Source organism: Streptomyces sp. NPDC041970 (assembly GCF_055588985.1).
In genome coordinates, this window is record NZ_JBVJCD010000028.1 from 29,593 (window position 1) to 51,336 (window position 21,744).

18 protein-coding genes are annotated in these 21,744 nt (G+C 71.2%); 3 read left to right on the forward strand and 15 right to left on the reverse strand.

All coding sequences use genetic code 11. From position 1 onward, the window contains the following. Window positions 1-44: 44 nt before the first annotated feature. From ACZ6EJ_RS15875 to ACZ6EJ_RS15930, 12 genes are all read right to left on the reverse strand, one after another. A complete protein-coding gene (locus ACZ6EJ_RS15875; protein ID WP_469267642.1) occupies window positions 45-929 on the reverse strand; it encodes a hypothetical protein in 885 nt (294 codons plus the stop codon). A gap of 53 nt (window positions 930-982) precedes the next feature. Then, window positions 983-2,869 carry a DEAD/DEAH box helicase gene (locus ACZ6EJ_RS15880; RefSeq protein ID WP_469267643.1) on the reverse strand — a complete coding sequence of 629 codons (1,887 nt, stop codon included), beginning with the start codon at window positions 2,867-2,869 and terminating at the stop codon, window positions 983-985. Continuing rightward, window positions 2,866-4,194 carry a ParB N-terminal domain-containing protein gene (locus tag ACZ6EJ_RS15885; protein WP_469267644.1) on the reverse strand — a complete coding sequence of 443 codons (1,329 nt, stop codon included), beginning with the start codon at window positions 4,192-4,194 and terminating at the stop codon, window positions 2,866-2,868. The genes ACZ6EJ_RS15880 and ACZ6EJ_RS15885 overlap by 4 nt, the downstream gene beginning before the upstream one ends. A gap of 6 nt (window positions 4,195-4,200) precedes the next feature. Then, window positions 4,201-5,046, reverse strand: a complete 846-nt coding sequence (locus tag ACZ6EJ_RS15890) for a hypothetical protein (RefSeq protein ID WP_469267646.1) — start codon at window positions 5,044-5,046, stop codon at window positions 4,201-4,203. Window positions 5,047-5,500: 454 nt separating this feature from the next. Next, window positions 5,501-6,400, reverse strand: coding sequence for a TrmH family RNA methyltransferase (locus ACZ6EJ_RS15895; protein WP_469267647.1), 900 nt, complete (start codon window positions 6,398-6,400; stop codon window positions 5,501-5,503). A 61-nt stretch (window positions 6,401-6,461) separates the two neighbouring features. Next, window positions 6,462-7,721, reverse strand: a complete 1,260-nt coding sequence (gene cobA, locus ACZ6EJ_RS15900; RefSeq protein WP_469267648.1) for a uroporphyrinogen-III C-methyltransferase — start codon at window positions 7,719-7,721, stop codon at window positions 6,462-6,464. 192 nt (window positions 7,722-7,913) lie between these two features. Then, a complete protein-coding gene (gene cobT / locus ACZ6EJ_RS15905) occupies window positions 7,914-11,612 on the reverse strand; it encodes a nicotinate-nucleotide--dimethylbenzimidazole phosphoribosyltransferase (protein ID WP_469267650.1) in 3,699 nt (1,232 codons plus the stop codon). A gap of 332 nt (window positions 11,613-11,944) precedes the next feature. Beyond that, the gene (gene cbiE, locus ACZ6EJ_RS15910; RefSeq protein WP_469267709.1) at window positions 11,945-13,183 is read right to left on the reverse strand and encodes a precorrin-6y C5,15-methyltransferase (decarboxylating) subunit CbiE; all 1,239 of its coding nucleotides are present in this window, start codon (window positions 13,181-13,183) and stop codon (window positions 11,945-11,947) included. Between the two features lie 139 nt (window positions 13,184-13,322). Continuing rightward, entirely contained in the window at window positions 13,323-14,009 is a 687-nt protein-coding gene (locus ACZ6EJ_RS15915) for a GNAT family N-acetyltransferase (RefSeq protein WP_469267652.1), read from the reverse strand. Window positions 14,010-14,110: 101 nt separating this feature from the next. After that, window positions 14,111-14,977, reverse strand: coding sequence for a MetQ/NlpA family ABC transporter substrate-binding protein (locus ACZ6EJ_RS15920; protein ID WP_469267653.1), 867 nt, complete (start codon window positions 14,975-14,977; stop codon window positions 14,111-14,113). A 110-nt stretch (window positions 14,978-15,087) separates the two neighbouring features. After that, window positions 15,088-15,759: a methionine ABC transporter permease gene (locus ACZ6EJ_RS15925; RefSeq protein WP_469267654.1), complete on the reverse strand. Its 672-nt coding sequence runs from the start codon at window positions 15,757-15,759 to the stop codon at window positions 15,088-15,090. Beyond that, window positions 15,756-16,832 carry a methionine ABC transporter ATP-binding protein gene (locus ACZ6EJ_RS15930; RefSeq protein WP_469267656.1) on the reverse strand — a complete coding sequence of 359 codons (1,077 nt, stop codon included), beginning with the start codon at window positions 16,830-16,832 and terminating at the stop codon, window positions 15,756-15,758. Before ACZ6EJ_RS15930 ends, ACZ6EJ_RS15925 begins: the two co-directional genes overlap by 4 nt. A 620-nt stretch (window positions 16,833-17,452) precedes the next feature. Here ACZ6EJ_RS15930 and ACZ6EJ_RS15935 point away from each other — a divergent pair. Both ACZ6EJ_RS15935 and ACZ6EJ_RS15940 read left to right on the forward strand, forming a co-directional pair. Continuing rightward, window positions 17,453-17,812 carry a hypothetical protein gene (locus ACZ6EJ_RS15935; protein ID WP_469267658.1) on the forward strand — a complete coding sequence of 120 codons (360 nt, stop codon included), beginning with the start codon at window positions 17,453-17,455 and terminating at the stop codon, window positions 17,810-17,812. A gap of 1 nt (window position 17,813) precedes the next feature. Further along, complete coding sequence (locus ACZ6EJ_RS15940; protein WP_469267660.1) at window positions 17,814-18,248, forward strand: hypothetical protein; 435 nt, start codon at window positions 17,814-17,816, stop codon at window positions 18,246-18,248. A gap of 46 nt (window positions 18,249-18,294) precedes the next feature. Here the strand turns inward: ACZ6EJ_RS15940 and ACZ6EJ_RS15945 are convergent, their stop codons facing one another. The 3 genes from ACZ6EJ_RS15945 to ACZ6EJ_RS15955 all read right to left on the reverse strand — a co-directional run bounded on the left by ACZ6EJ_RS15945 (window position 18,295) and on the right by ACZ6EJ_RS15955 (window position 20,676). After that, complete coding sequence (locus ACZ6EJ_RS15945; protein WP_469267662.1) at window positions 18,295-18,798, reverse strand: GNAT family N-acetyltransferase; 504 nt, start codon at window positions 18,796-18,798, stop codon at window positions 18,295-18,297. A 36-nt stretch (window positions 18,799-18,834) separates the two neighbouring features. Beyond that, the gene (locus tag ACZ6EJ_RS15950) at window positions 18,835-19,389 is read right to left on the reverse strand and encodes a sigma-70 family RNA polymerase sigma factor (RefSeq protein ID WP_469267663.1); all 555 of its coding nucleotides are present in this window, start codon (window positions 19,387-19,389) and stop codon (window positions 18,835-18,837) included. Between the two features lie 126 nt (window positions 19,390-19,515). Then, window positions 19,516-20,676 carry a glycerophosphodiester phosphodiesterase gene (locus ACZ6EJ_RS15955; RefSeq protein ID WP_469267665.1) on the reverse strand — a complete coding sequence of 387 codons (1,161 nt, stop codon included), beginning with the start codon at window positions 20,674-20,676 and terminating at the stop codon, window positions 19,516-19,518. Window positions 20,677-20,939: 263 nt separating this feature from the next. Here ACZ6EJ_RS15955 and ACZ6EJ_RS15960 point away from each other — a divergent pair, with 263 nt between their 5' ends. Further along, window positions 20,940-21,611, forward strand: a complete 672-nt coding sequence (locus ACZ6EJ_RS15960; protein ID WP_469267666.1) for a lysophospholipid acyltransferase family protein — start codon at window positions 20,940-20,942, stop codon at window positions 21,609-21,611. Window positions 21,612-21,744: the final 133 nt, after the last annotated feature.

Here is a 21,744-nt window from a genome sequence, read left to right on the forward strand (position 1 = left end):
CAGTCGAACACGCCTTACTCCGGCTCGCTGTCCGCAGGAAGGATTCAGAGTGTTACCCGCTGGGAAAATCCCGGACAGGAAAAATCCGGGTCGGGGCGCAGAGCACTGGGCTGCCAAGCATCGGCAGGCGGCGTGATGAACGCCGCTTCCTCCCACCGAAACGTCTGGGTATCAACGGGCACGAGCCTCTCCAAGGCGACGGCCGGCAATTCTCGAATTTTCTTTACGTCTGCGACCGTTATTCGGTCGGTGATGAACGCCGTCGTCTTGAAAATCACTTGAATGACTCGCCACGATTTGTTTTTACGGACGCTGACGTCAAACTCATGCCGAGAGAGGTAGAAGCCGTCGGCGGTACGCGGTGCGGCCGCCTTGACCTCAAGAAGGTGCTCGCCTGGCACTTCCACGTCGTATCCGTAGGCGTCGCTGATCAGAGCGACGTGTACGGGTTCCTTGCCTCCGACTTGCAGTGCGGAGACGACGATCTCCTCCGCGACGTCTCCGATGGCCTTGGCGAGACCGAAGCGTTCATTGTTCCCGAGCAGAGCACGAGCCTCCATGAGGACATCGTCAAGGTCGTCCTCCAGCCAATCCAGAGCCTGGAGATCCTGGTGAGGGATATAGGTACGCTCAACGCGGCGCGCATCGACGGCAACGCCCAACCAGTCTGGGGGGCGTGCGGACAGGAGGACAACCGCCACGTGCCGCATGGCACGACGGAGGCTGCTCGCCGTCACTGTGGCCGATAGGGGACCTGCAAGGCCTACGCCGTTCTCCCTGTCCACCGTGGCAAGCCCTGCTTCGACGAGCGTACGTGCACGTGCGTGGAGGTCGGTTGCCGCGGCCAGGTAAGTGCCATGGCATAGGGCCGCCTGCACCCAGGAGTCGACATCTTCCCGGCGTGACAGCTCGGCGGTGTAGGCGAGCAAGCACGTCGCATAAGCAACGCCGTGGCGGGGCAACAAGTCCACCGCGTCGTCTCTCATCGCGTACGGGCGAGATGCCCGACGACGGCCTGCATATCGTCGTTCGCCACGGCCGCGCCGCCCAGGTGTTCGTCCGGCTCGGGCAGGGAGACCTTGACCAGGCCGGGGTCGTTCATCAGACGAGCCATCGTCTTGATCTTCTCCCGCAGCCTTCCGTCGACTGTCTGGTCGATGGTGCCCTCGCTCAGGAGGAGCGTGAAGCGCGTGAGGGTGCCTTGGGCGAGACCGATCCTATGGATACGGTCCTGGCTCTGCAGATAGTGGCCGGCGTTGAAGGTGCGGTCCAGGTAGACAGCATGGTGGCACCAGCGGTGGAGGCTGACGCCTTCGCCGCAGGCGGCCGGGTTGGCGAGGAGGACGTTACAGTTCGGGTCGTTGCGGAAGCGGTCGAACTCGTCCTCCCGAGTCACCGCTCCTGCGGGCGCTCCGTCGGCTGCGTGCACGCCTCCGTGGACTATGGCGGGCTCGTAATCCTCGAGATAAGTTCCCAGGAGCTTTAGATTGCGAACGAAGGTGGACCAGATGAGCACCTTTCGCCCAGCACCCGCCTCTTCAGCGACGATCTCCTTGACTCGATCGTATTTCCAAGGCACTTCGTGCGCCTGATACTGCTCAAGTAGGCGCTTGAGGGATTCGTTGCCCTTCAACCTCAGCGGCGGGTGAGAAAAGCCCTGTTCATCGTCTGCATCGGAGCCGGCCACTAGCAGCCCCGGATTGGTCGCGGCCTCCAGCATGTACATCACAATTCGACCGAGCCGGTCGAAGTGGCGACGGTCCTTGACGTCTAGATCGAATGCACCGCGGTAATGACCGAGGAGCGCCTCGTAGATCGCCTTCTGAATGGGCCTCATCTCCTGCGGCTCAGCAAGGATTTTCGTGGCAGGCAACTGAAGTCGGGCCTTCGGCGTCCGCACGAAGTACTTGGTGATGGCCTCACCCGTTTCCTGCACTACATCCTCGTCTCGACCCTTACGCTCGTTATACGCGCTAGCCGGCAGGATCTTCCGGTCCTGCCCTGGGTAAAGAAAGCGGATCGGCGCGACGAGGTCGTACGCGCCCTGAGGCGCGGGCGTCCCAGTGAGAACGTCGCGCCGGCGGGCAGCGTAGGCGAGGTCGAGGACTGCACGGCCGTACACGCCGCCGGTCCCCCGTTTGATCCGGTGGGCCTCGTCCAGAACGACGTGAGTGGGGCGACGTGCCACGAAATCACGGATGCGCTCGTAATCGTTGGCAACCCGATTGTAATTCGTCAGGAGAATTTCGGTGTTATGCGGGATCAGCGAATCTGCACCCCGGTGGACAGCAAGCCTCGGCGGCGACTCGAAGCAGGCTCGCGATTCCTCCTTCCAAGCTGCAAAAGCTGCGAGCGGGGCGATGACGAGCATTTGCGCCACCCGCCCCTGCGCCCTCTGCACCGCATGGTTGGCCAGCGCCACGGTCGTCTTCCCCGCTCCGGGCACGGAGAAATCTGCGGCATGAGGCAGGCGCACGATCCGGGCGAGGTTGTCCAACTGGAACGGTTTCAGGACTCGAGTGAACCCCGCGCCGCGCAGTTGCTGCTCGAGGTCCGGCAACGACTCGGAAAAGGTTGGAGCATCCAGGGCTGCCTGACGCTGCCTCTGGTCCTCCATGAGTGTTTCAAGCTGTGCCTGCAATGCAGGCCCTAGTTCCAGGCGCTGCTTGTAGAGCTTGCAGGCCCGTCCGACGGCGATGGTTTCCGCTAGGAACACCTCAACACGCACCTCGATGCGGTCGCTCCCCCCGCCGGTGATGCCGCGGGAGAGCAGTCCTTCCATCTCCGCCCAGGCCCCGAGGTTCGCACCGTCCTTCTTCTCCAGGACGATGCGAGGTCTCGGCGCCCGGTACAGTTCAACGTGAATCACGACAGGCCTTTGGCCTTCTGCAGTAGGCCTTCGATCTCCTCGAGTCTCGCCCCGAACGCCTCTTCCTCCCACTTGGAGTAGCGACGGGCCTTCGGCAACGCCTCGATCATGCGCCGGAGCTCGGCGGCCGCCCGATCGGCACGCTTGAGGGGTGCTTCAAGCTCCTCGCTGTCGTGAGTGTCTTCGGCTGCTTCCTTCGCAGCGGCGGTGATCGATCCTCGTAGGCTGCTGAAGACGTCCCTCATGACCGCCTCGCGCCCGTCGTCGAGCTCGATCACTTCTTCCGGCTTAGTGGAAGCCACTAGCTGCAGCAGATCCTGTAGCGGCTCCTGCTCCTCCGACTCGCCTCCGAAGAGCTCTCCGAATGGATCCTCCTCGACTTCGGCGTTCGCTGCCGAAACCGCCTTCTCGAGCACGGGGTGCAGCGAAGCGTCGTCCTTGATCTCGCTGAGGACGATCCGGGCAGCGTCCGCCCTGCGCAAGTGCCGCAGGTTGCGGTACTCGACGCCGACGAGGGTGCCCAGGAAGTAGACGTCCTTGACAGCCTTCGCCTCTGCCTCCGCCTTGTTCTTGATGTGTTTGGCGAGCTCGGCGAACGCCGACTCGTTGTCGACGAAATCCACGTACGCGCGAGCCCCGCTCGACAAGGCCACGATCTGGTGGACGTACTGGATCTTCTCCAGGAACGAGCGCACCTCGGCCTGCTCGCGATGGACGCGTTCAGCAACCTTGCTGATCTGCTTGTTCTCCCGACCGTAAAGCTCCTCGATCAGTAGAGCTTCGTTGATCCAGGTGTAGACCTGCTTGAAGTCCTTGGCAACCTGCAACTCCGTCTCAAGGTCGACCAGTTCCTCAGAGGTAGCGTCCTTGGGAAGGACCAGGCACTTCACATAGCGGGCATCCCGCACGTCATCCGCGACGTACAAAGAACGCATGGCCGCTGAGCGGCGGTTGCCGTTGATCAGGATGCCGTCTGCCGTGACGATCGCGGGCTCCTGCTGGCCGCGGTTCCTCAGGTCGCTCTTGAGGTCCTGGAACCCCTCCTGCCCCTGCAGGATCTTGCACTGCGCCTCTTGCGCCTCCTCGCCCAGCGGGTCTCGGCTGAACAGGTCGCTGCGGTCGGCCTCGCGCATCTTCTGCAGCTGCTCGGCTCTCGTGCGGTGGTTGATGACCGAGAAGCGCAACCAGGTGACTTCGAGCTGGACGACCGGCAACTCCTTCTCAGGGCGCGGCCAAGCGGGCACCGGCATGGTCTTCAGCGGAGCGGAGCCCAAACGGGCCTCGATGAAGGCAGACCGATCCGGGTCGAGAGAGGGAACGCGCATCGGGGTTCAGCTCCTGTGCGAGGTGGTACGGCCCAAGCCGTACCGGGAGACGACATTGGCCTTGTACTTGCTGCCGGAAAGGCGGTAACCGATACTGCCCGTGTATAGAGCTGCCTGGTCCGCCGGGATCCCGAAGGACTGGAGCAGCACGGCGGGAAAATCCCTTCGCTGCTCCCCGTTCCAGTTCCACTCCTGCTTCGAGGCGTCTTTCTGCGGCATCAGGTAGATGCACGGCGGCGGCACCTCCCGCCCGTTGATCTTGACGGCGCGATCCATCTTGGGACATCGACGCCGAGGCCCGCCGCAGAGATCATTGTGGAAGATCACTCCGGCCAACTGGTCCGGGTTCCCGTCCCGGAACCGCTTGAAGAGCCGATTGACGCCCTTGTGGACGTGCTCCCCCGGTTGAGCGGCCATTCCGTCGCACAGCCACCACAGATAGGTCTCGCCGGCCCAGTCGGGGGCGATCCAATTCTTACTACTGTGGGCGCCGTCCGGGCATCCCTTTTGGATGATGGCAACATCTTTGGACATGCCGGGTACGGTGAGCCGGTAGACGGTGTCGTCCCCGTATTTCGGTTCTCCCACCGCAGCAACCAGTCCAGTCGCCTTCAAATGGTCGAGCACACCCAGCATGAACTCACGGCGCTTGGCGTTGCCGGCACTCATACTTCCGCGCACCCTCTGGATGGCCATCGGGAGGCCTTCGCGAAACTCGTCCGCAGAGAGGCCCCGGCGCATCAGAAGCCCTTCCTCCTCTCCCAGCCCTTTGATCAGCGCTGCAATGCGGTCGATGACATCTTCGGGCGGCACTCCCGCGTGACGACACGGCGCGGCATCTTCGGCGCCCATGGGTCACTCCCCCTCATACTCGCTCGCGACCGATTCGACTCCGTCGTCCCACGCCCTGGGAGCAATTACAGATCAGAGTCGGCTGGCCGTGTTCATCCCCCGTCGGAATGCGGGACAAGCAGCGTAACAACTTCAGCCGCTGGTACGGGACTTCACGTTCGCCTCGGCGATCAGGAAAACTTGCCCTGTTTGCGCAAACCTTGCACCATCAGGCGATATGTCCAGAATTCAGGCAGTCGGTGCGCCCACGGGAAGCAGTGTCAGTGCAAATCACCATCACGACCAGGGACTGACGCCTCGCTGAAGCGGCGATGTCACAACCGCACACGCACGTCCCGTGCTCCCCGCCCGCCGGGGCGCCCCTCGCTGTCTTGCTGTATTGACCCCTTGGAAGCGCGCCGCCCAACCCACCCGTTCACCACAAGAGCACTCTAACGGTCGCCTCGCTCTCCGGTCAGACGAGCCTGGGCCGGGTCGCATAGAACGCGACGGCGGAGGCGGCGGCCACGTTTAGGGAGTCGACGCCGGCATCCATCGGGATGCGCACATGCTCGTCGGCAACCCGTAGGGCTCCGGCTGACAGCCCCTCGCCCTCTGTACCCAGCATCAGGGCCAGCTTCGCGTGCCGGCGGCCGGCGAGTTCGTCGAGCGTGACGGACCTCTCCGAGAGACAGAGCGCCGCGAGAACGAACCCGTGCTCACGCAGGATGTCGGCGTCGCCCGGCCAGGACTCCAACCTGGCGTACGGAACGGAGAAGACGGCCCCCATCGACACCTTCACGGCCCGCCGGTAAAGGGGGTCCGCACAGCGCGGAGTGAGGAGGACGGCGTCCACCCCCAGGGCCGCCGCGTTACGGAAAGCCGCGCCCAGGTTGGCGTGATCGACGATATCCTCGAAGATCGCGACACGGCGAACACCAGCAGGCTCTCGTAGACCCAAAGGCGACACCGCGCCGATGTTGGTGTGGTCGTTGACGGACTCCATGACGACCACCCGGCGTGCGGTGGCGAGGAGTTCGCCGGGGGCCGGCAGCGGCTCGCGGCGCATGGAGGCGAGCGCTCCGCGATGGACGTGGTAGCCGGTGACGCGTTCGGCCAGGTCGGGCGCGACGACGTACACCGGGGCCGGGTCCTCGTCGATGACGTCGCGCATGGCGTCGACCCACTTGGCGGAGAGCAGCATGGACCGCATAGCGTAACCGGCCTGCCGGGCGCGGCGGATCACCTTCTCGCCCTCGGCGATGAAGAGTCCTTCGGCGGGTTCGCGCCGTCGCCGCAGTTCGACGTCGGTCAGTGCGACGTAGTCGCTCAGGCGCGGGTCGTCGGGGTCGTCGACGGTGATGATCTCTGCCATGGGTGACTGCCTTGTCCGGTCCGGGGTGTCGACGCCTGGGAGGGCGGTGTGCCGCCGCGGGTCATCCCGCGGTCGGTGCGGGCCTCGTCGTGTGGGGGCCTATGGCGACGACGTCTCCCACGACGATGACGGCGGGCGGGCGCACGTCCTCGGCCACCACCCGCTCGCCGACGGTCGCGAGGGTCGCGTCGACCCGGCGCTGGGCGGCGGTGGTGCCCTCCTGGACGACGGCGACCGGGGTGGCCGGGTCCTTGCCGTGGGCGACGAGGGCGGCGGCGATGGCGCCGATCTTGTCGACCGCCATCAGCAGCACCAGAGTGCCGCGCAGTCGGGCGACGGCCGCCCAGTCGACCAGGGAGCGCGGGTCCTCGGGGGCGACGTGGCCGCTGACGACGGTGAACTCGTGGGCCACGCCGCGGTGGGTGACGGGGATGCCGGCGGCGCCGGGGACGGAGATGGTGCTGGAGATGCCGGGGACGACCGTGCAGGCGATGCCCTCGGCGGCGAGCGCCTGGGCCTCCTCCATGCCCCGGCCGAAGACGAACGGGTCGCCGCCCTTGAGCCGGACGACGGCCTTGCCCGCCTTGGCGTGGTCGATCAGGGCCTGGTTGATGGCCTCCTGCGCCATGAACCGCCCGTAGGGGATCTTCGCCGCGTCGATGACCTCGACGTGCGGGGGGAGTTCGTCGAGCAGGTCGCGGGGGCCGAGGCGGTCGGCGATGACGACGTCTGCCTCGGCGAGGAGGCGGCGGCCGCGGACCGTGATGAGGTCCGGGTCGCCGGGGCCGCCGCCGACCAGGGCGACGCCGGGGGTCCGGGTGCGGTGGTGGGGGGCGGCCAGGGTGCCGTCGCGCAGGCCCTCGACGATGGCGTCCCGGACGGCCGCGGAGTGGCGGGGGTCGCGCCCCTGGGAGGTGGTGGTGAGGACGGCGACCGTCACGTTCTCGCTGCGGCCGGTGGCCGGGGTCCAGGCGGTGGCGGCCTCGGCGTCGTCGGCGCGTACGCACCAGGTGCGGGTGCGCTCGGCCTCGGCGGAGGCGGCGTCGTTGGCGGCTGTGTCGGAGGAGGCGACCAGGGCGTACCAGGTGTCGGCGAGGTCGCCGTCCCGGTAGCGGCGGCGCTCCCAGCGGATCTCCCCGGCGTCGGCCATCGCCTCGACGGAGGGGGTCGCGGACGGGGAGACCAGGGTGATGACCGCACCGGTGGCGATGAGCGCGGGGAGGCGGCGCTGCGCGACCTGCCCGCCGCCGACGACGACGACGCGGCGGCCGTGCAGGCGCAGTCCGACGGGGTACGCGGGGTGATCGGCGTGCTCGGCCATGGCGGTGCGGGCTCCTCGGGCGGGGTGCTGCGTAGTGGGCCGCTGCGGCGATGGAGCGGCTGTGACGTGCGGGGGGACGGGCGGGCACCACGATACGGGGTGCCCTGGGAGCGCCGGTGGTGAGCCGGAGCGGGGACAGGCCGGGGCGCTGCGCGCCCCCTCCTTCCGCACGGAGGGAGGGGGCGCGGGAGATCACTTCTCCGTCACGCCTGCCGAGTCGAACGTCGCCACCTCGTGCATGGCCCGCGCCGCGCTCTGCACGATCGGGAGGGCCAGCAGCGCGCCGGTGCCCTCGCCCAGGCGGAGGTCGAGGTCGACCAGCGGGCGCAGGCCCAGCTTGTTCAGGGCGGCGACGTGGCCGGGCTCCGCGCTGCGGTGCCCGGCGATGCACGCCGCCAGCGCCTCGGGCGCGATGGCGCGGGCGACCAGGGCGGCCGCCCCGGCGCTCACGCCGTCCAGGATCACCGGCGTGCGCAGGGAGGCGCCGCCGAGGAGGAATCCGGCCATCGCCGCGTGCTCCAGGCCGCCGACGGCCGCGAGCACGCCGATGGGGTCGGCCGGGTCCGGCCGGTGCAGGTCGAGGGCGCGGCGGACGACGTCGACCTTGCGGGCGTGCATCTCGTCGTTGATCCCGGTCCCCCGACCGGTCACCTCGGACGCCTCGGCTCCGGTGTAGACGCAGATCAGGGCGGCGGACGCGGTGGTGTTCGCGATGCCCATCTCACCGGTGAGCAGAGCCTTGTTGCCCGCCGCCACCAGGTCGCGGGCGGTCTCGATGCCGACCTCGATCGCGGCGAGGACGTCCTCGCGGCTCAGTGCCGGGCCGGTCGTGAAGTCCGCCGTGCCGGGCCGCACCTTGCGGGGCAGCAGTCCGGGGGTCGCGGGGAGTTCGGCGGCGACGCCGACGTCGACCACGCACACCTCGGCGCCGACCTGGGCGGCGAACGCGTTGCAGACCGCTCCGCCGCCGAGGAAGTTCGCCACCATCTGCGCGGTGACCTCCTGCGGCCAGGCGGTGACGCCCTGGGCGTGCACCCCGTGGTCGCCGGCGAAGATCGCGACGGCGGCGGGCTCCGGGATCGGCGGCGGGCACATCCGGGAGAGCCCGGAGAGCTGCGCGCAGATGATCTCCAACATGCCCAGCGCGCCTGCGGGCTTCGTCATCCGCTTCTGGCGCTCCCACGCCTCGCCGAGCGCCTTCGCGTCCAGCGGGCGGATGGCCGCGATGGTCTCCTGGAGCAGGTCGTGCGGCTCCTCGCCGGGCAGTGCGCGGCGGCCGTACGTCTCCTCGTGGACGACCCAGGAGAGCGGGCGGCGCTTGGACCAGCCCGCCTGCATCAGCTCGGGCTCCTCGGGGAACTCGTCGACGTAACCGACGCACAGGTAGGCCACGACCTCGAGGTGCTCGGGCAGGCCGAGCGCACGGACCATCTCGCGCTCGTCGAAGAAGCTGACCCAGCCGACGCCGAGCCCCTCGGCGCGGGCGGCGAGCCACAGGTTCTCGACCGCGAGCGCGGAGGAGTACGGCGCCATCTGCGGCTGGGTGTGGCGACCGAGGGTGTGGCGGCCGCCGCGGGTGGGGTCGGCGGTGACGACGATGTTGACCGGGGTCTCGACGATCGCCTCGATCTTCAGTTCCTTGAACTGCTTCGCCCGGCCCTTGGGCAGCGACTTGGCGTAGGCGTCGCGCTGGCGCTGGGCCAGTTCGTGCATGGAGCGGCGGGTCTCCGCCGAGCGGATGACGACGAAGTCCCACGGCTGCGAGTGGCCGACGCTCGGGGCGGTGTGCGCGGCCTCCAGCACCCGGAGCAGGACCTCGTGCGGGATCGGGTCGCCGCGGAAGCCGTTGCGGATGTCGCGGCGCTCGCGCATGACGCGGAGGACGGCTTCACGCTCGGCGTCGTCGTAGCCGGGTGCGGGCGGGGTGAGCGCCTGGGCCGGTTCTTCGGCGGCTGCGACCACTTCTTCGGCGGCTTCTGCGGCTTCTCCGCCTTCTTCGGCCGCTTGCGCCTGCTCGACAGCGGGCTCCGGGTGCTCGGTCGGCGTCGACTGCTCGGCCGTCCGCTGCCCGAGGTCGGCGGGCTCCGGGTCCCCGGTGGTCTCGGGCTCGGCGATGGCCACGGCGGCCGGCTCGACGGCAGGCTCGGAAACGCCGACGGGCTCGGGGGCGGGGGCTTCTGCCGTGGCGGCCACGGGGGCGGGCTCCGGAGCGGCTTCGGCCTCGGCTTCCGTTTCCGCCGCGGGTTCCTGCGCGGGGGCCGGTTCCGCCACGGGCTCCACGGCCTCCGCCGCCGTCGGCTGCTCCACCGGCTCCGCCGCTTCCGGCTCGGGGGCGGGCTGGGCGGCCGCGGACTCCGGTACGACGGCCTCGGCCGCCACCGGTTCGGGCTCCGGTACGCCGGCCTCGGCCACCGCCGATGCGGGCTCGGGCGCGGGCTGTGCGGGCTCCGGCTGTACGGGCTCCGCCACCGCGACGGCTTCGGGCGCCAGCGGCTCAGGGACCACGACGGCCTCGACCGGCGGGGCCTGGTCGGCGGGCGCGCCGACGGCGACCGGCTCCTCGACCACGGCCACGGGCTCGTCGGCCACCGGCTCCTCGGCCACCGGCTCCTCGGGAGCCTCGACCGGTGCCGGGGCCTCGACCGGTGCCGGGGCCTCGACCGGTGCCGGGGCCTCGGCCTCGGCGGCGGGCAGGGGCTCGGAGACGGGCGTCTCCTCCGGGAGGGCGGCGGCCGGAGCCGCTTCGTTCCCGGCGGTCGGGGCCTCGGGCGCCGGGAGTTCGGCCGGGACCGCCACGGAGCCGTCCGGCGTCGGCGCCGCGGGGGCCTCGACCGGCGTGGGAACGACCGCTTCCGCCGGGGCCTCGGGCTGCGCCGCCTCGGGCTGCTCGGGCGCGACCGGTCCGGCAGCCGGGAGCTCCACGGCGGGCTGCTCGGGAGCGACCGTTTCTGCGGACGCCGTCCAAGGGGTCGGCTCGAGCTCGGAGGGCGTGGTCTGCTGGGGCTCCTCGGACGGCTCCGGCTCCTGGGAGGCGGCCGGCGCCACCGGCTCGGCCTCCGGCTCAGGGAGCGCTTCCGGCTGGGGCTGAAGCTGGGACTGGGGGACAGCCACCGGCTCGACCGACTGCTCCGTCACAGGCACCGCCTGCTCGAAGGCGACCTGCTCGGGCGCCACCTGCTCGGGCGCGGCCTGCTCGGAGACGACCGGCTCGGGCGCGACCTGCTCGAAGGCGACCTGCTCGACCGCCGCCTCCGGTTCGGGCTGCGGCGGCTCGGCGGCGGGCTGCGGCGGCTGCGCGCCCCACGGGGCTCCGCCCTGCGGCGGGATGTCGCCGAGCTGCGGGCCGGGCAGGCCGGACGCCTCGGCGTGCTCCGGGCCGGCCGCCGGCGGGGCCACATGGCGGGCCGGGGCGGTACGGGTGGCGCCGGCGGGGCCGCGGTCGGCCAGGGAGCGGACCACGCCGCCCTGCGTACCGCCGTACGCGGGGCCCTCGGCCGGGACCGGCCCCCGGTGCAGCGGGCGGCGGGCGGACGCGGGGGCCGCGTGCGCGCCGGCCGGCAGGCGGACGCCGTTGAGGTCGACGGAGCCGGTGTCGCGGCCGCCGGACTCGTGGGTGCCGTGGGTCTCGGCGGGCGCGGGGGCCTGCGCCGGGTACGCGGGCTGGGCCTGCGGCGCGGGGGCCGGAGGCTGCTGCGCCACCGGGGCCTGGGCGGCCTGGGCTTCGCTCCAGGCGCCCTGGGCGGTCGGCATCAGCAGGAGGTCGTCGTCCTCGGGCACGTGCTCGGAGGGGTCGAGGAAGGTGTACGCGTCCGGGGCGGGGACGCCCGGCTGCTCCACCATGCCTGCGTTCTCCGGCAGTCCCTCGCCCGGGACCTGGCCGGTGTCAGTCATGCGTACCCCTCGCCCATCGTCAGTGCTCCTTCGGCCCTTCGCCCGGGACGCCGAACCACGGCACGCCGGTGCTCGCCATCAAGAACGAGCGGGCTCGCCGCGCGGCACGAGACGCCCGCGGAGCTTCTATTCTCGCGGCCGTTCGCCGCCGCGGCAGGCAGTTCTGCCACGGCTCACTGTGGACTGCGCCACGTCGCGCGTCCCCCGGATTGCGCCGTACCACGCCGGGGACCAAAACAGTCCCCTTTTCCGGACATTGACGAACGAAGCGACGAACGGCCGGGGGCGGTACAACAATCCGCCAGCCTACCTGCCGTACCGGGCCGAACGGGTCAGGGGGCGAGGTCCGAACGGTGCGCGGAGAGCAGGAAGACGACGGTCCGTTCGCGTTCGGTCCAGGCGGTGGTGTCCAGGTCGACGGACTGGAGCAGCGAGCACTGGACCGTGTAGCCGTTGCCGGCGAGCGCGCCGTTGAGGGCCTCGGCCTCGTCGCGGGTGGAGGCGTGGGTGACGATGCGTTCGGGGCGGCGGTCGGCGACCGCGGTGGCGACGGGGACGCCGCCGCCCCCGATGCGTACGACGTCCGGTTCGGGCAGCCGCTCCAGGACGTGGGGGGCGCTGCCGCGCACGACCTGGACGGGTACGGCGAAGGCGCGGGCCGCCGCGGCGGTGCGGGCGCAGGCCGCCGGGTCGGCGTCCACGGCGAGCACGGCCGCTCCGAAGCGGGCCGCCTCGACGGCCAGGGCGCCGCTGCCGCAGCCGATGTCCCAGACGAGGTCGCCGGTGCGGGGGCCGAGGCGGGCGAGCTGGGCGGCCCGCAGGCTCGGGGAGCCGCCCTCGCGGAGCTCGTCGAGCTGCTCCGCCCCGACGTCCCGATAGGCGGCGGCGGGCAGGGCCCAGCCGCGGACGCCCTGGGGGTAGGCGGGCGGGCGGCCGGCGATCCACGCACCGGCCGTGGTGGTCTCGGGGCCGCTGCCGATGACGATGACGACGTTGGGGTCGCGCCAGGCGTGGTCGGCGGCCTTGTCGGAGGTGAGGACGGTGACGCGCTCGCGGGCGGTGCCCAGCTCCTCGCAGATGACGAACGTGCGGTGGACGCCGTCGAGCAGGAGGGCGAGTTCGGCGGGGCCCGCGCCCGGCGAGGTGAGGACGGCGACCTTGTGGTGGGCCCGGCAGACGTTGACCGCGCGGCGCAGGGTCCGGGGGTGGGCGACGACGATCTGGGCGTCGTCCCAGGGCATCCCGGCGCGGGCGAAGGCGGCGGCCACGGAGGAGACGGCGGGCACGACCTCGACCTCGAGGCCGTGTTCGCGGGCGCGCAGGGCGCGGACGACGCCGAAGAGGCCGGGGTCGCCGTCGGCGAGGACCACGGCGCTGCCGCGGTGGGCGGCGATCCGGCGGGCGGCCAGGTCGACGCTGCCGAGGCGGATGCGCTCGGCGTCGCGGGGCACTTCGGGCAGGGCGAGGTGGTGGGCGGCGCCCGCGACGAGCGTGGCGGCCGAGAGCGCGGCCGTGGCCGTCCTGGTCAGTGGCGAGCCGTCCCAGCCGATCACCGTGACCCGGTCGGCCATCGTCGTCTGTCTCCTGGTCGTCAAAGGCGCGGGGGTGCCCGGGGAGTGCGGGGCAGGGGTGAGAGTACCTGGTCGCGTCACCGCTCGGGCCGGGGGCCGTCGCAAGCGGCGGGCGGTACGCGGCGCGGGGGTGCGGGGGCTACTGCCAGTCGTCGTACGCGCCGTAGCCGCCGGCGTCGGCGAGCTGCTCGGCGACCCCTTCGAGGTCCTCGGGGAGGAGCCCCCAGACGATGAGGTCGGTGCGGATGTCGGTCCAGCCGCCGTCCGTGCCGTTCTCGGTGCGGGTGCGCGCGATGCGGGCGTTGCGCAGGACGCCCTCGCTGATGCAGCCGAGCTTCTGGGCGACCTGCTGGGAGGCGGTGTTGTCGGCGGGGGTGCGCACTTCGAGGCGTTCGAAGCGCTGGTCGCGGAAGAGCCACTCGGCTATCGCCAGGACGGCTTCGGTGGCGTACCCCTCGCCGCGCGCCCACGGGGCGGTGATGTAGCGGACCTCGGTGGCCAGGGTGCGCCAGTCGGTGTTGAGGAGGCGGACGGTGCCGACGAGCCGCTGGGTGAGGAATTCGGTGACGGCGAAGACGATGCCGTGGCCGGTGGTGCGTTCGGCGGGCGCGATCCTGCGGACCCAGCGCTCGGCGTCCACCCGCGTGTACGGGTGCGGTTCGTCGGTCCAGGCGGTGACCATCTCGTCGTTCATCATCTCGATGTACGCGGGGATGTCGTCCATCTCGAAGGGGCGCATCACCAACCTGTCCGTGCTGATGGAGACGGACGGAAAGGTGGTAGTCATGCGCAGCTCCATGCAGAAGACCGGGTAAAGACACAGCATGACAGCATCGGGTCCGCCTCGCGCGGGGGTGGGTCCGCACGACGGAGCCCCGCGCCCGCCGGGTGGCGGGGCGGGGCTCCGTCTCCGTGTGCCGCGGGGCGTCAGGACGCGGCGGGGGCGCCGAAGGCCGGGACGATCGCGCCGCGGTAGGTGTCGTCGATGTACTTCTTGACCTCGCCGGAGTTGAGGAGCTTGGCGAGCTTCTCGACGCGCGGGTCCTTCTCGTTGCCTTCCTTGACGGCGAGGAAGTTGGCGTACGGGTTGCCCTCGGCCTTCTCCAGGGCGAGGGCGTCCTCGGTCGGGGAGAGCTTGGCCTGGATGGCGTAGTTGCCGTTGATGACGGCGGCGTCCACGTCGCTCAGGGCGCGGGGCACGGAGGGGGCCTCCAGCTCCGTGAACTTCAGGCCCTTCTTGTCCGTGATGTCGCTCAGCTTGGCGCTGGTGCCGACGCCGTCCTTGAGGGTGATGAGGCCGTTCTCGGCGAGGAGCTGGAGCGCGCGGCCCTCGTTGGTGGTGTCGTTGGGGACGGCGATGGTCTGGCCGGCCTTGATGTCCTTGAGGCCCTTGACCGTCTTGGAGTAGAGGCCCAGCGGCTCCAGGTGCACGTTGACGACCGGGACGATGGTGGTCTTCTGCTTGGCGTTGAAGTCGTCCAGGTAGGGCTTGTGCTGGAAGAAGTTGGCGTCCACCTGGCCGTTCTGGGTGGCGGTGTTCGGCAGGACGTAGTCCGAGAACTCCTTGACCTCCAGCTTGAGGCCCGCCTTGGCGGCCAGGTTCTTCTTGACGAAGTCGAGGATGTCGGCGTGCGGCGTCGGGGACGCGGCGACGACCAGGGCCTTGGTGACGTCGGCTTCGGCGCCGGTCTTCCCCTTGGACGCCGGGTCGGAGTCGGTGCCGCAGGCGGTGAGGCCGAGGGCGAGGGCGGCGGACGCGGCGGCGACAGCGGTGATCTTGATGTTCTTGCGCACGATGAGTGCCTCTTTCCCGTGGTGATGTGATGCGCCCGGACGTGGTGTTCGGGCTCGGTGCGGACGAAGAGTCCGTTGGGGAGGGGAAGTTCTGGGGTTTCGGAGGGCCGTCAGGAGGAGGTGCGGCCGCGGCGGGCCAGCAGCCTGACGGTGAGGTCCCCGATGAGCTGGATCGCGGTGACGATGACGACCAGCAGCGCGACGGTGATCAGCATGAACTGGTTGTCGAACCGCTGGAATCCGTAGGTGACGGCCTTGGAGCCGAGTCCTTCGCCGCCGACCGCACCGGCCATCGCGGAGTAGCCGATGAGCACGATGAGGGTGGTGGTGACGCCCGAGACCAGCGAGGGCAGGGCCTGCGGCAGGAGCACCTTGCGGACGATGGTGGGGATGGAGCCGCCCATCGACTGGACCGCTTCGACCAGTCCGTGGTCGACCTCCCGGATCGCCGTCTCGACGAGCCGGGCGAAGAACGGGATGGCGCCGACGGCGAGCGGCACGATCATCGCGGTGGGGCCGATGAAGGTGCCGGCGACCCAGGTGGTGAAGGGGATCAGCGCGATCAGCAGGATGATGAAGGGCAGCGACCGCCCGATGTTCACGACCACGCCGATGACCTTGTTCACCACGGTGTTCCGCAGCAGTCCGCCCTTGTCGGTGAGGACCAGCAGGACGCCGAGGGGCAGGCCGACGAGGACGGTCACGAGCGCCGACCAGAACACCATGTAGAGGGTGTCGACGGTGCCCTGGGCGAGCAGTGGTTGCATCTCGGACCAGGTCACTTGGCGGTCTCCTCGGTGAGCGGGGCGGGCGTCGGCTCCGGTACGGCGGTGGCTTGCGCGGTCGCGGCCTCGGGCCGGACGACCTCGGCCTGCAGCCCCTGCTCGCGCAGGAAGCCGATCGGCACGACGTTCTCCTCGAAGCGGCCGGGCAGCTCGATGCGCATCCGGCCGATCTGCTTGCCGCCGACGGTGTCCATCGCCGCACCGAGGATCGATATGTCGATGTTGTAGGTGCGGGAGAGCTGGGAGATGACCGGCTGGGTGGCCGACTCGCCGTGGAAGGTGACGTCGATGACCGTGCGGTCGGGGCCGGAGGCCGCGCCGCCGACCGGGAACAGCTCCTGCGCCAGCTCGGAGCCGGGGGTGGCGAGGAGGCCGCCGACGGTCCCGGACTCGACGATCCGGCCGCGCCGCATGAGCGCCGCGGAGTCGCAGACGCTCTTGACGACCTCCATCTCGTGGGTGATGAGCAGGACGGTCAGCCCGAGCTGCTGGTTGAGGTCGCGCAGCAGGTGGAGGATGGAGCGGGTGGTCTCGGGGTCGAGCGCGGAGGTCGCCTCGTCGGAGAGCAGCACCTTGGGGTCGCCGGCGAGGGCGCGGGCGATGCCGACCCGCTGCTTCTGCCCGCCGGAGAGCTGGCCGGGGTAGGCCCTCTCCTTGTCGGCGAGGCCGACCAGGTCGAGGAGTTCGCGGGCCTTGCGGGTGCGCTCGCGGCCGGAGGCGCCGAGGATCTCCAGGGGCAGTTCCACGTTGTCCAGCACGGTGCGGGAGCCCAGCAGGTTGAAGTGCTGGAAGACCATGCCGATGCGGGTGCGCGCCCGGCGCAGCTCGGCGCTCGCCCGCCGGCCCCGGCCGGCCAGGGCGGTGAGGTCCTGGCCCGCGACCGTCACGGTGCCGGAGGTGGGGCGTTCCAGGAGGTTGACGCAGCGGATCAGGGAGGACTTCCCGGCGCCGCTCTGTCCGATGACGCCGTACACCTCGCCTTCGCGGACGTGCAGGTCGACGCCGTCGAGCGCGGTGACCTCGCGGTCGCGCGACCGGTAGACCTTCGTGAGGCCCGTAGTGGTGATCACAGGGGTTTCCGTCACTGTCGAGTGCGCGGCGAGGTGGCCGCCGGGCACGGGGCGTTCGTCTGAAGAGACTGTTCGGGCTGGTGGGCCGGGGGGTCTCGGCATGGCTGGACGCGGCGGTCGGCCGGGGGCCAGCACATGCGCGGGCAGGCTCGTTCCACTGGGTGCAAACGGCTCAGGCTCGGTCTCGCTTCGGGGCGCGAGGCTCAGGCGGGGGCCCTCAGAAGGCGCGCATTCGACACATACAACGAGCACCGGGCGTGCTGATCGCCTCGGTCGCAAGGGTGCGGCTGCTCGTCGTGGTCATGGGCCAAGTAAAACAGACGAATCACTCCCCCGGCCCCGGTTGTCCGTATAGCGGACAGCCGTGGAGGGGCGGCGGTCCCGCTCCCCGCCCCTGTCCCGCCTCCTCGTTCCACCGCTGTGACCTGCGGCGGCGGGAAATCCTCCGGAGTGCGTGCGGCGTCGCTCCCGCCCGGCGCGGGCCGGGGCGCGCCCGCCGGTGTGGCCAAGGCCACCCTCCCGCCCCGGCGGAAGCCCGAAGGGCCCGCCTCCCCCGCGCCCCGGCCGCCCGGTCCGGGGCCGCGGAGGGATGGGCGATCCGCCCGTAATACCCTCACTACATGCTCGACGCCCTGACGGTCGCGGTCGCCGTGACCGCGCTCGCCCTCGCCGCCTGGTGCGGACACGCCGCCTATCGGGACCAGCCGACGAAGGACTGGCACTTCATCGGGATGGCGATCGTGTCCTTCCTGGCGCTGGCCCAGTTGGTCGTGGGCGTGGTGCAGCTCGCCCGCGGGGAGCGGCCGGAGCAGGGGATGGCGGTCTTCATCGCTTATCTGGCCGGGGCCTTCGCGGCCGTTCCGGCGGCCGGGTTCCTCTCGCTGGCCGAGCGCACCCGCTGGGGCTCGGTGACCGTCGCGGCCGGCGCGGTCGTGCTGGCGGTGCTGGAGGTCCGGCTCTACGACATCTGGGGAGACTGACGTGGGCGACACCGACCGCACCGGGGCGGACACGGCGGCGAAGACGCCCTTCGAGCTGGGCACCGGTCCGGGCCGGGTCCTGGTCTGGTTCTACGGGGTGTTCACGGTCGCGGCGGCCTCGCGCGCGATCGTGCAGATGCTCGTCGACTTCGGGCGGGCGCCGCTGGCGTACGTCCTGTCCGCCGTCGCCGCCGCGGTGTACGGCTTCATCACGTACTCGCTGGTGCGCGGCGGGGAGACGGCCCGCCGCGCGGCGCTCGTGTGCTGCGCGGCCGAGCTCCTCGGCGTGCTCGTCGTCGGCACGTGGACGCTGGTCGAGCCGACCGCGTTCCGGGACGCCACGGTGTGGTCGGACTTCGGGATGGGCTACCTGTTCATCCCGGTGATCCTGCCGGTCACCGGGATGGTCTGGCTGCGCCGCGCGAGGACGGTGTGAGCGGGCCGGTCCGACCGGGCCCGCACCGCCCCGCGCGGCGTGCCGGTCAGGCGCTGGCCACGTAGTCCCGGTCGGCGGCGTCCTTCTCCAGCAGGAGGTGCCGGACGCCGTCCGCCCCGGTGACATCCCCGACCTGGGCGTATCCGGCCCGGCGCCAGAGCCGCAGTCCGCTCTCGCCGCGGGGGCCGGCGTGCAGCCGGTAGCGGGTCGCCGAGCGCTCGGAGGCGAGCGCCGACTCGGCGGCGAGCAGCAGGCGCGCCCCGAGGCCGTGGCCCTGGAGGCGGGGGTGCACGCAGAGCTTGCCGATCAGGCCCGTGCCCTCGGGGTCGGTGAAGCCGCGTACGGAGCCGACGACTTCGTCGCCGAGCCGGGCCACGAACACCAGGTCGTCGGCGACTTCGGCGCGCAGCGAGTCGAGGCTCTGCACGAGCGGGTCGATCCGGTAGTCGTCGTAGAGCTCGGCCTCGCGCTGGAAGCAGAGGTACTGGAGTCTGAAGATCTGCTCGACGTCCTGTGCCGTCGCCGCCGAGATGGTCACGCTCATGCCCATGTGTGCACGCCTCCCGCTCACCTGTCCACCGGTTGCCTACCGCCCCTTTCCCCACAGTTCAGGGGCGACAACCTCCGCCGTCAGCATTCTGCGCAGACATCCAAGGCAACGGGAACGGATGGGGCCCAAACTCCCCTGTGACATACCCAACTTCCCTGCGATTTCGCGGTAGGTGGGATCGGTGGGGGCGAGCAGTGCCTCCAGCAGCCGGCGGCAGCGGCCGGGCAGCCGCGCCACCGCCGCGCGCAGCGCACGGTGTTCGGCGGCTTCGAGCGCGGCGCGTTCGGGTCCGCCCAGCGGGCCGGCGGCGGGTTCCGTTCCGGCGTAGGGGCGTTCGCGCCGGGCCGTGCGGCGGCCCCGGCGGGCCTCCGCGCGGACGGTGGCGCGCACCCAGCGGGCGGCGTCGGCGGGTGGCCCGGCCGACGCGGGGCGTTCCAGGAGGCGGAGCCAGACGGTCTGTTCGAGGTCGGCGGGGTCGAGCCCGGCGGCGGGGGCCTCGGCCCGCGCCTCCGCCCGGACCAGGGGGTGCAGGGCGCGTACGGCGAGGGCGGTGGCGAGGGCCGGCTCGCGGTCGTGGTCGGGAGGCGTCATGCCCCGGCGGACGTGCCGGCGGCGCGGGTGGTTGCCCCGGCCGCGCTGGATCACCCGTCCGGGTCGGGCCGGGCGGGCGGCTGACGGCGTCCCGGACCCGCCGGAGCGGGGCCGGGACGCCGCGGGTCAGCGGCCGGCGTGGTCGGCGGCCGCGAGGAGCGCGGTGTCCGGGTGGTCGGCGAAGACGCCGTCGATGCCGGTGGCGAAGTAGGCGGCGAGGGCGCCGAAGACGTCGCCGTAGGCGTTGGGGTCGGTGCCGCGCCGGAAGTCGGCGGGCAGGAAGGCGTTCTCGTTGCGCAGGGTGTACGGGTGCACGAGCAGGCCGCGGGCGTGGGCGTCCTCGACCAGCGCCGTCGGGGCGGTCAGCCGCCCGGCGGCGTCCTTGGGGATGACCAGGTCGAGGGTGGGGCCGATGCCCTGGGCGTAGGAGGCGATCCACTTCAGCCCCGCGGGCTTCACGAGGTCGGCGACGGTGCGCGGGTCGCCCGACTCGACGAAGTCCCAGGGGCGCGACTTCGGGCCGGACAGCAGCACGACGCGCGGGGTGTCGACCAGCCGGGCCAGCCGCTGGACGGAGCCGGGCTCGAAGGACTGGAGGACGAGCGGGGAGTCGGCGCGGTGCCGGCCGTGGCGGCGCAGCAGCCGGGCGAGCGGCTCCTCCAGCCCGAGGCCGAGCTTGCGGAAGTAGGTGGGGTGCTTGGTCTCGACGTACAGCCAGACGGGCCTGCCCCGCTCGCGGCCCTCCTTCTCCGCCCAGCGCAGGACCTCGTCGAAGGTGGGGACGGTCCAGCGGCCGTTGTAGAGGGTGTTGTGCGGGCGGTTGCCGGGGATGCGCTCGGTGGCGCGCAGGGTCTTCAGCTCGGCGAGGGTGAAGTCCTCGGTGAACCAGCCGGTCTGGGACTGGCCGTCGATCTTCTTCGTGGTCCTGCGGTCGGCGAACTCGGGGTGGTCGGCGACGTCCGTGGTGCCGGTGATGTCGTTCTCGTGCCGGCAGACGAGGTGGCCGTCCTTGGTCGGCACGAGGTCCTGCTCGACGATGTGCGCCCCCATGTCCAGGGCGAGCTGGTAGGCGCCGATGGTGTGCTCGGGGCGGTGGCCGCTGGCGCCCCGGTGGCCGATCACCGTGGGCACGGGCAGGTCGCGCAGCGATCCGCGACCGCCGTGGCCGTGGCCGCGGCCCCGCTCGGCGGCGGCGGCCGTGCCGGGCAGGCCCAGGGCCGCGGTGCCGAGGACGGCGGCGCCCAGCAGGGCCCGTCGGCCGGGGGTCGTCCGTGCACGTTCCGTCATCGATGCTCCTTGTTCCACGTTCGTCCGCATCTGTCGAGCGGGGCCCGATCGTAGGCAGGACAGGCGTACGCGGAGGAGGATCGGCGGCGAACAGGGCGCGAACTCCGGTCAACACGGGGTATCCGCCGTATGAACCCGATGTGCGATCAGGCCGTACCCGCGAGTATCGTCCTCACCTGCACCGACCATCACCCGTCGGCACGGCCACCGCCCGTACCACCCTGTCCACCGCGGCCGGCCCGGCCACGACACCGGAGGAACCGTTGTCCCGTCTCACGGTCATCAAGGCAGTGCTCGGACCGCTTCTGCGCCTGATGTTCCGCCCCCAGGTGGAGGGCGCCGAGAACATCCCCGGAACGGGACCGGTGATCCTCGCGGGCAACCACCTCACGTTCATCGACTCGATGATCATGCCGATCTGCTGCGACCGGCCGGTGTTCTACATCGGCAAGGACGAGTACGTCACGGGCAAGGGCCTCAAGGGCCGCCTGATGGCCTGGTTCTTCACCGGCTGCGGCATGATCCCGGTGGACCGGGACGGCGGCCGGGGCGGTGTCGCGGCGCTGATGACGGGGCGCCGGGTGCTGGAGGAGGGGCAGGCCTTCGCGATCTACCCGGAGGGCACCCGCTCCCCCGACGGCCGGCTCTACCGGGGCCGTACGGGCATCGCGCGGCTGACGCTGATGACGGGCGCGCCGGTGGTCCCGTTCGCGATGATCGGGACCGACAAGCTGCAGCCGGGCGGCGCGGGGCTGCCCCGGCCGGGCAAGGTCACGGTGCGCTTCGGCGAGCCGATGGAGTTCTCGCGCTACGAGGGCATGGACCGCGACCGCTATGTGCTACGGGCGGTGACCGACTCGGTGATGGCCGAGGTGATGCGGCTGTCCGGCCAGGAGTACGTGGACATGTACGCGACGAAGGCGAAGGCGGCCTGACCGGCACGCCCCCCTCACGACGCCGTGCGGCCCGCACCTGGGGTGCCGGGGGAGGGAGAGGGGGGGGGGGGGTGGGGACGGAAAAAGAGGGAGGGAACACCGCCCTCCAAGACAAGCCCTCGTCCGAAAACCC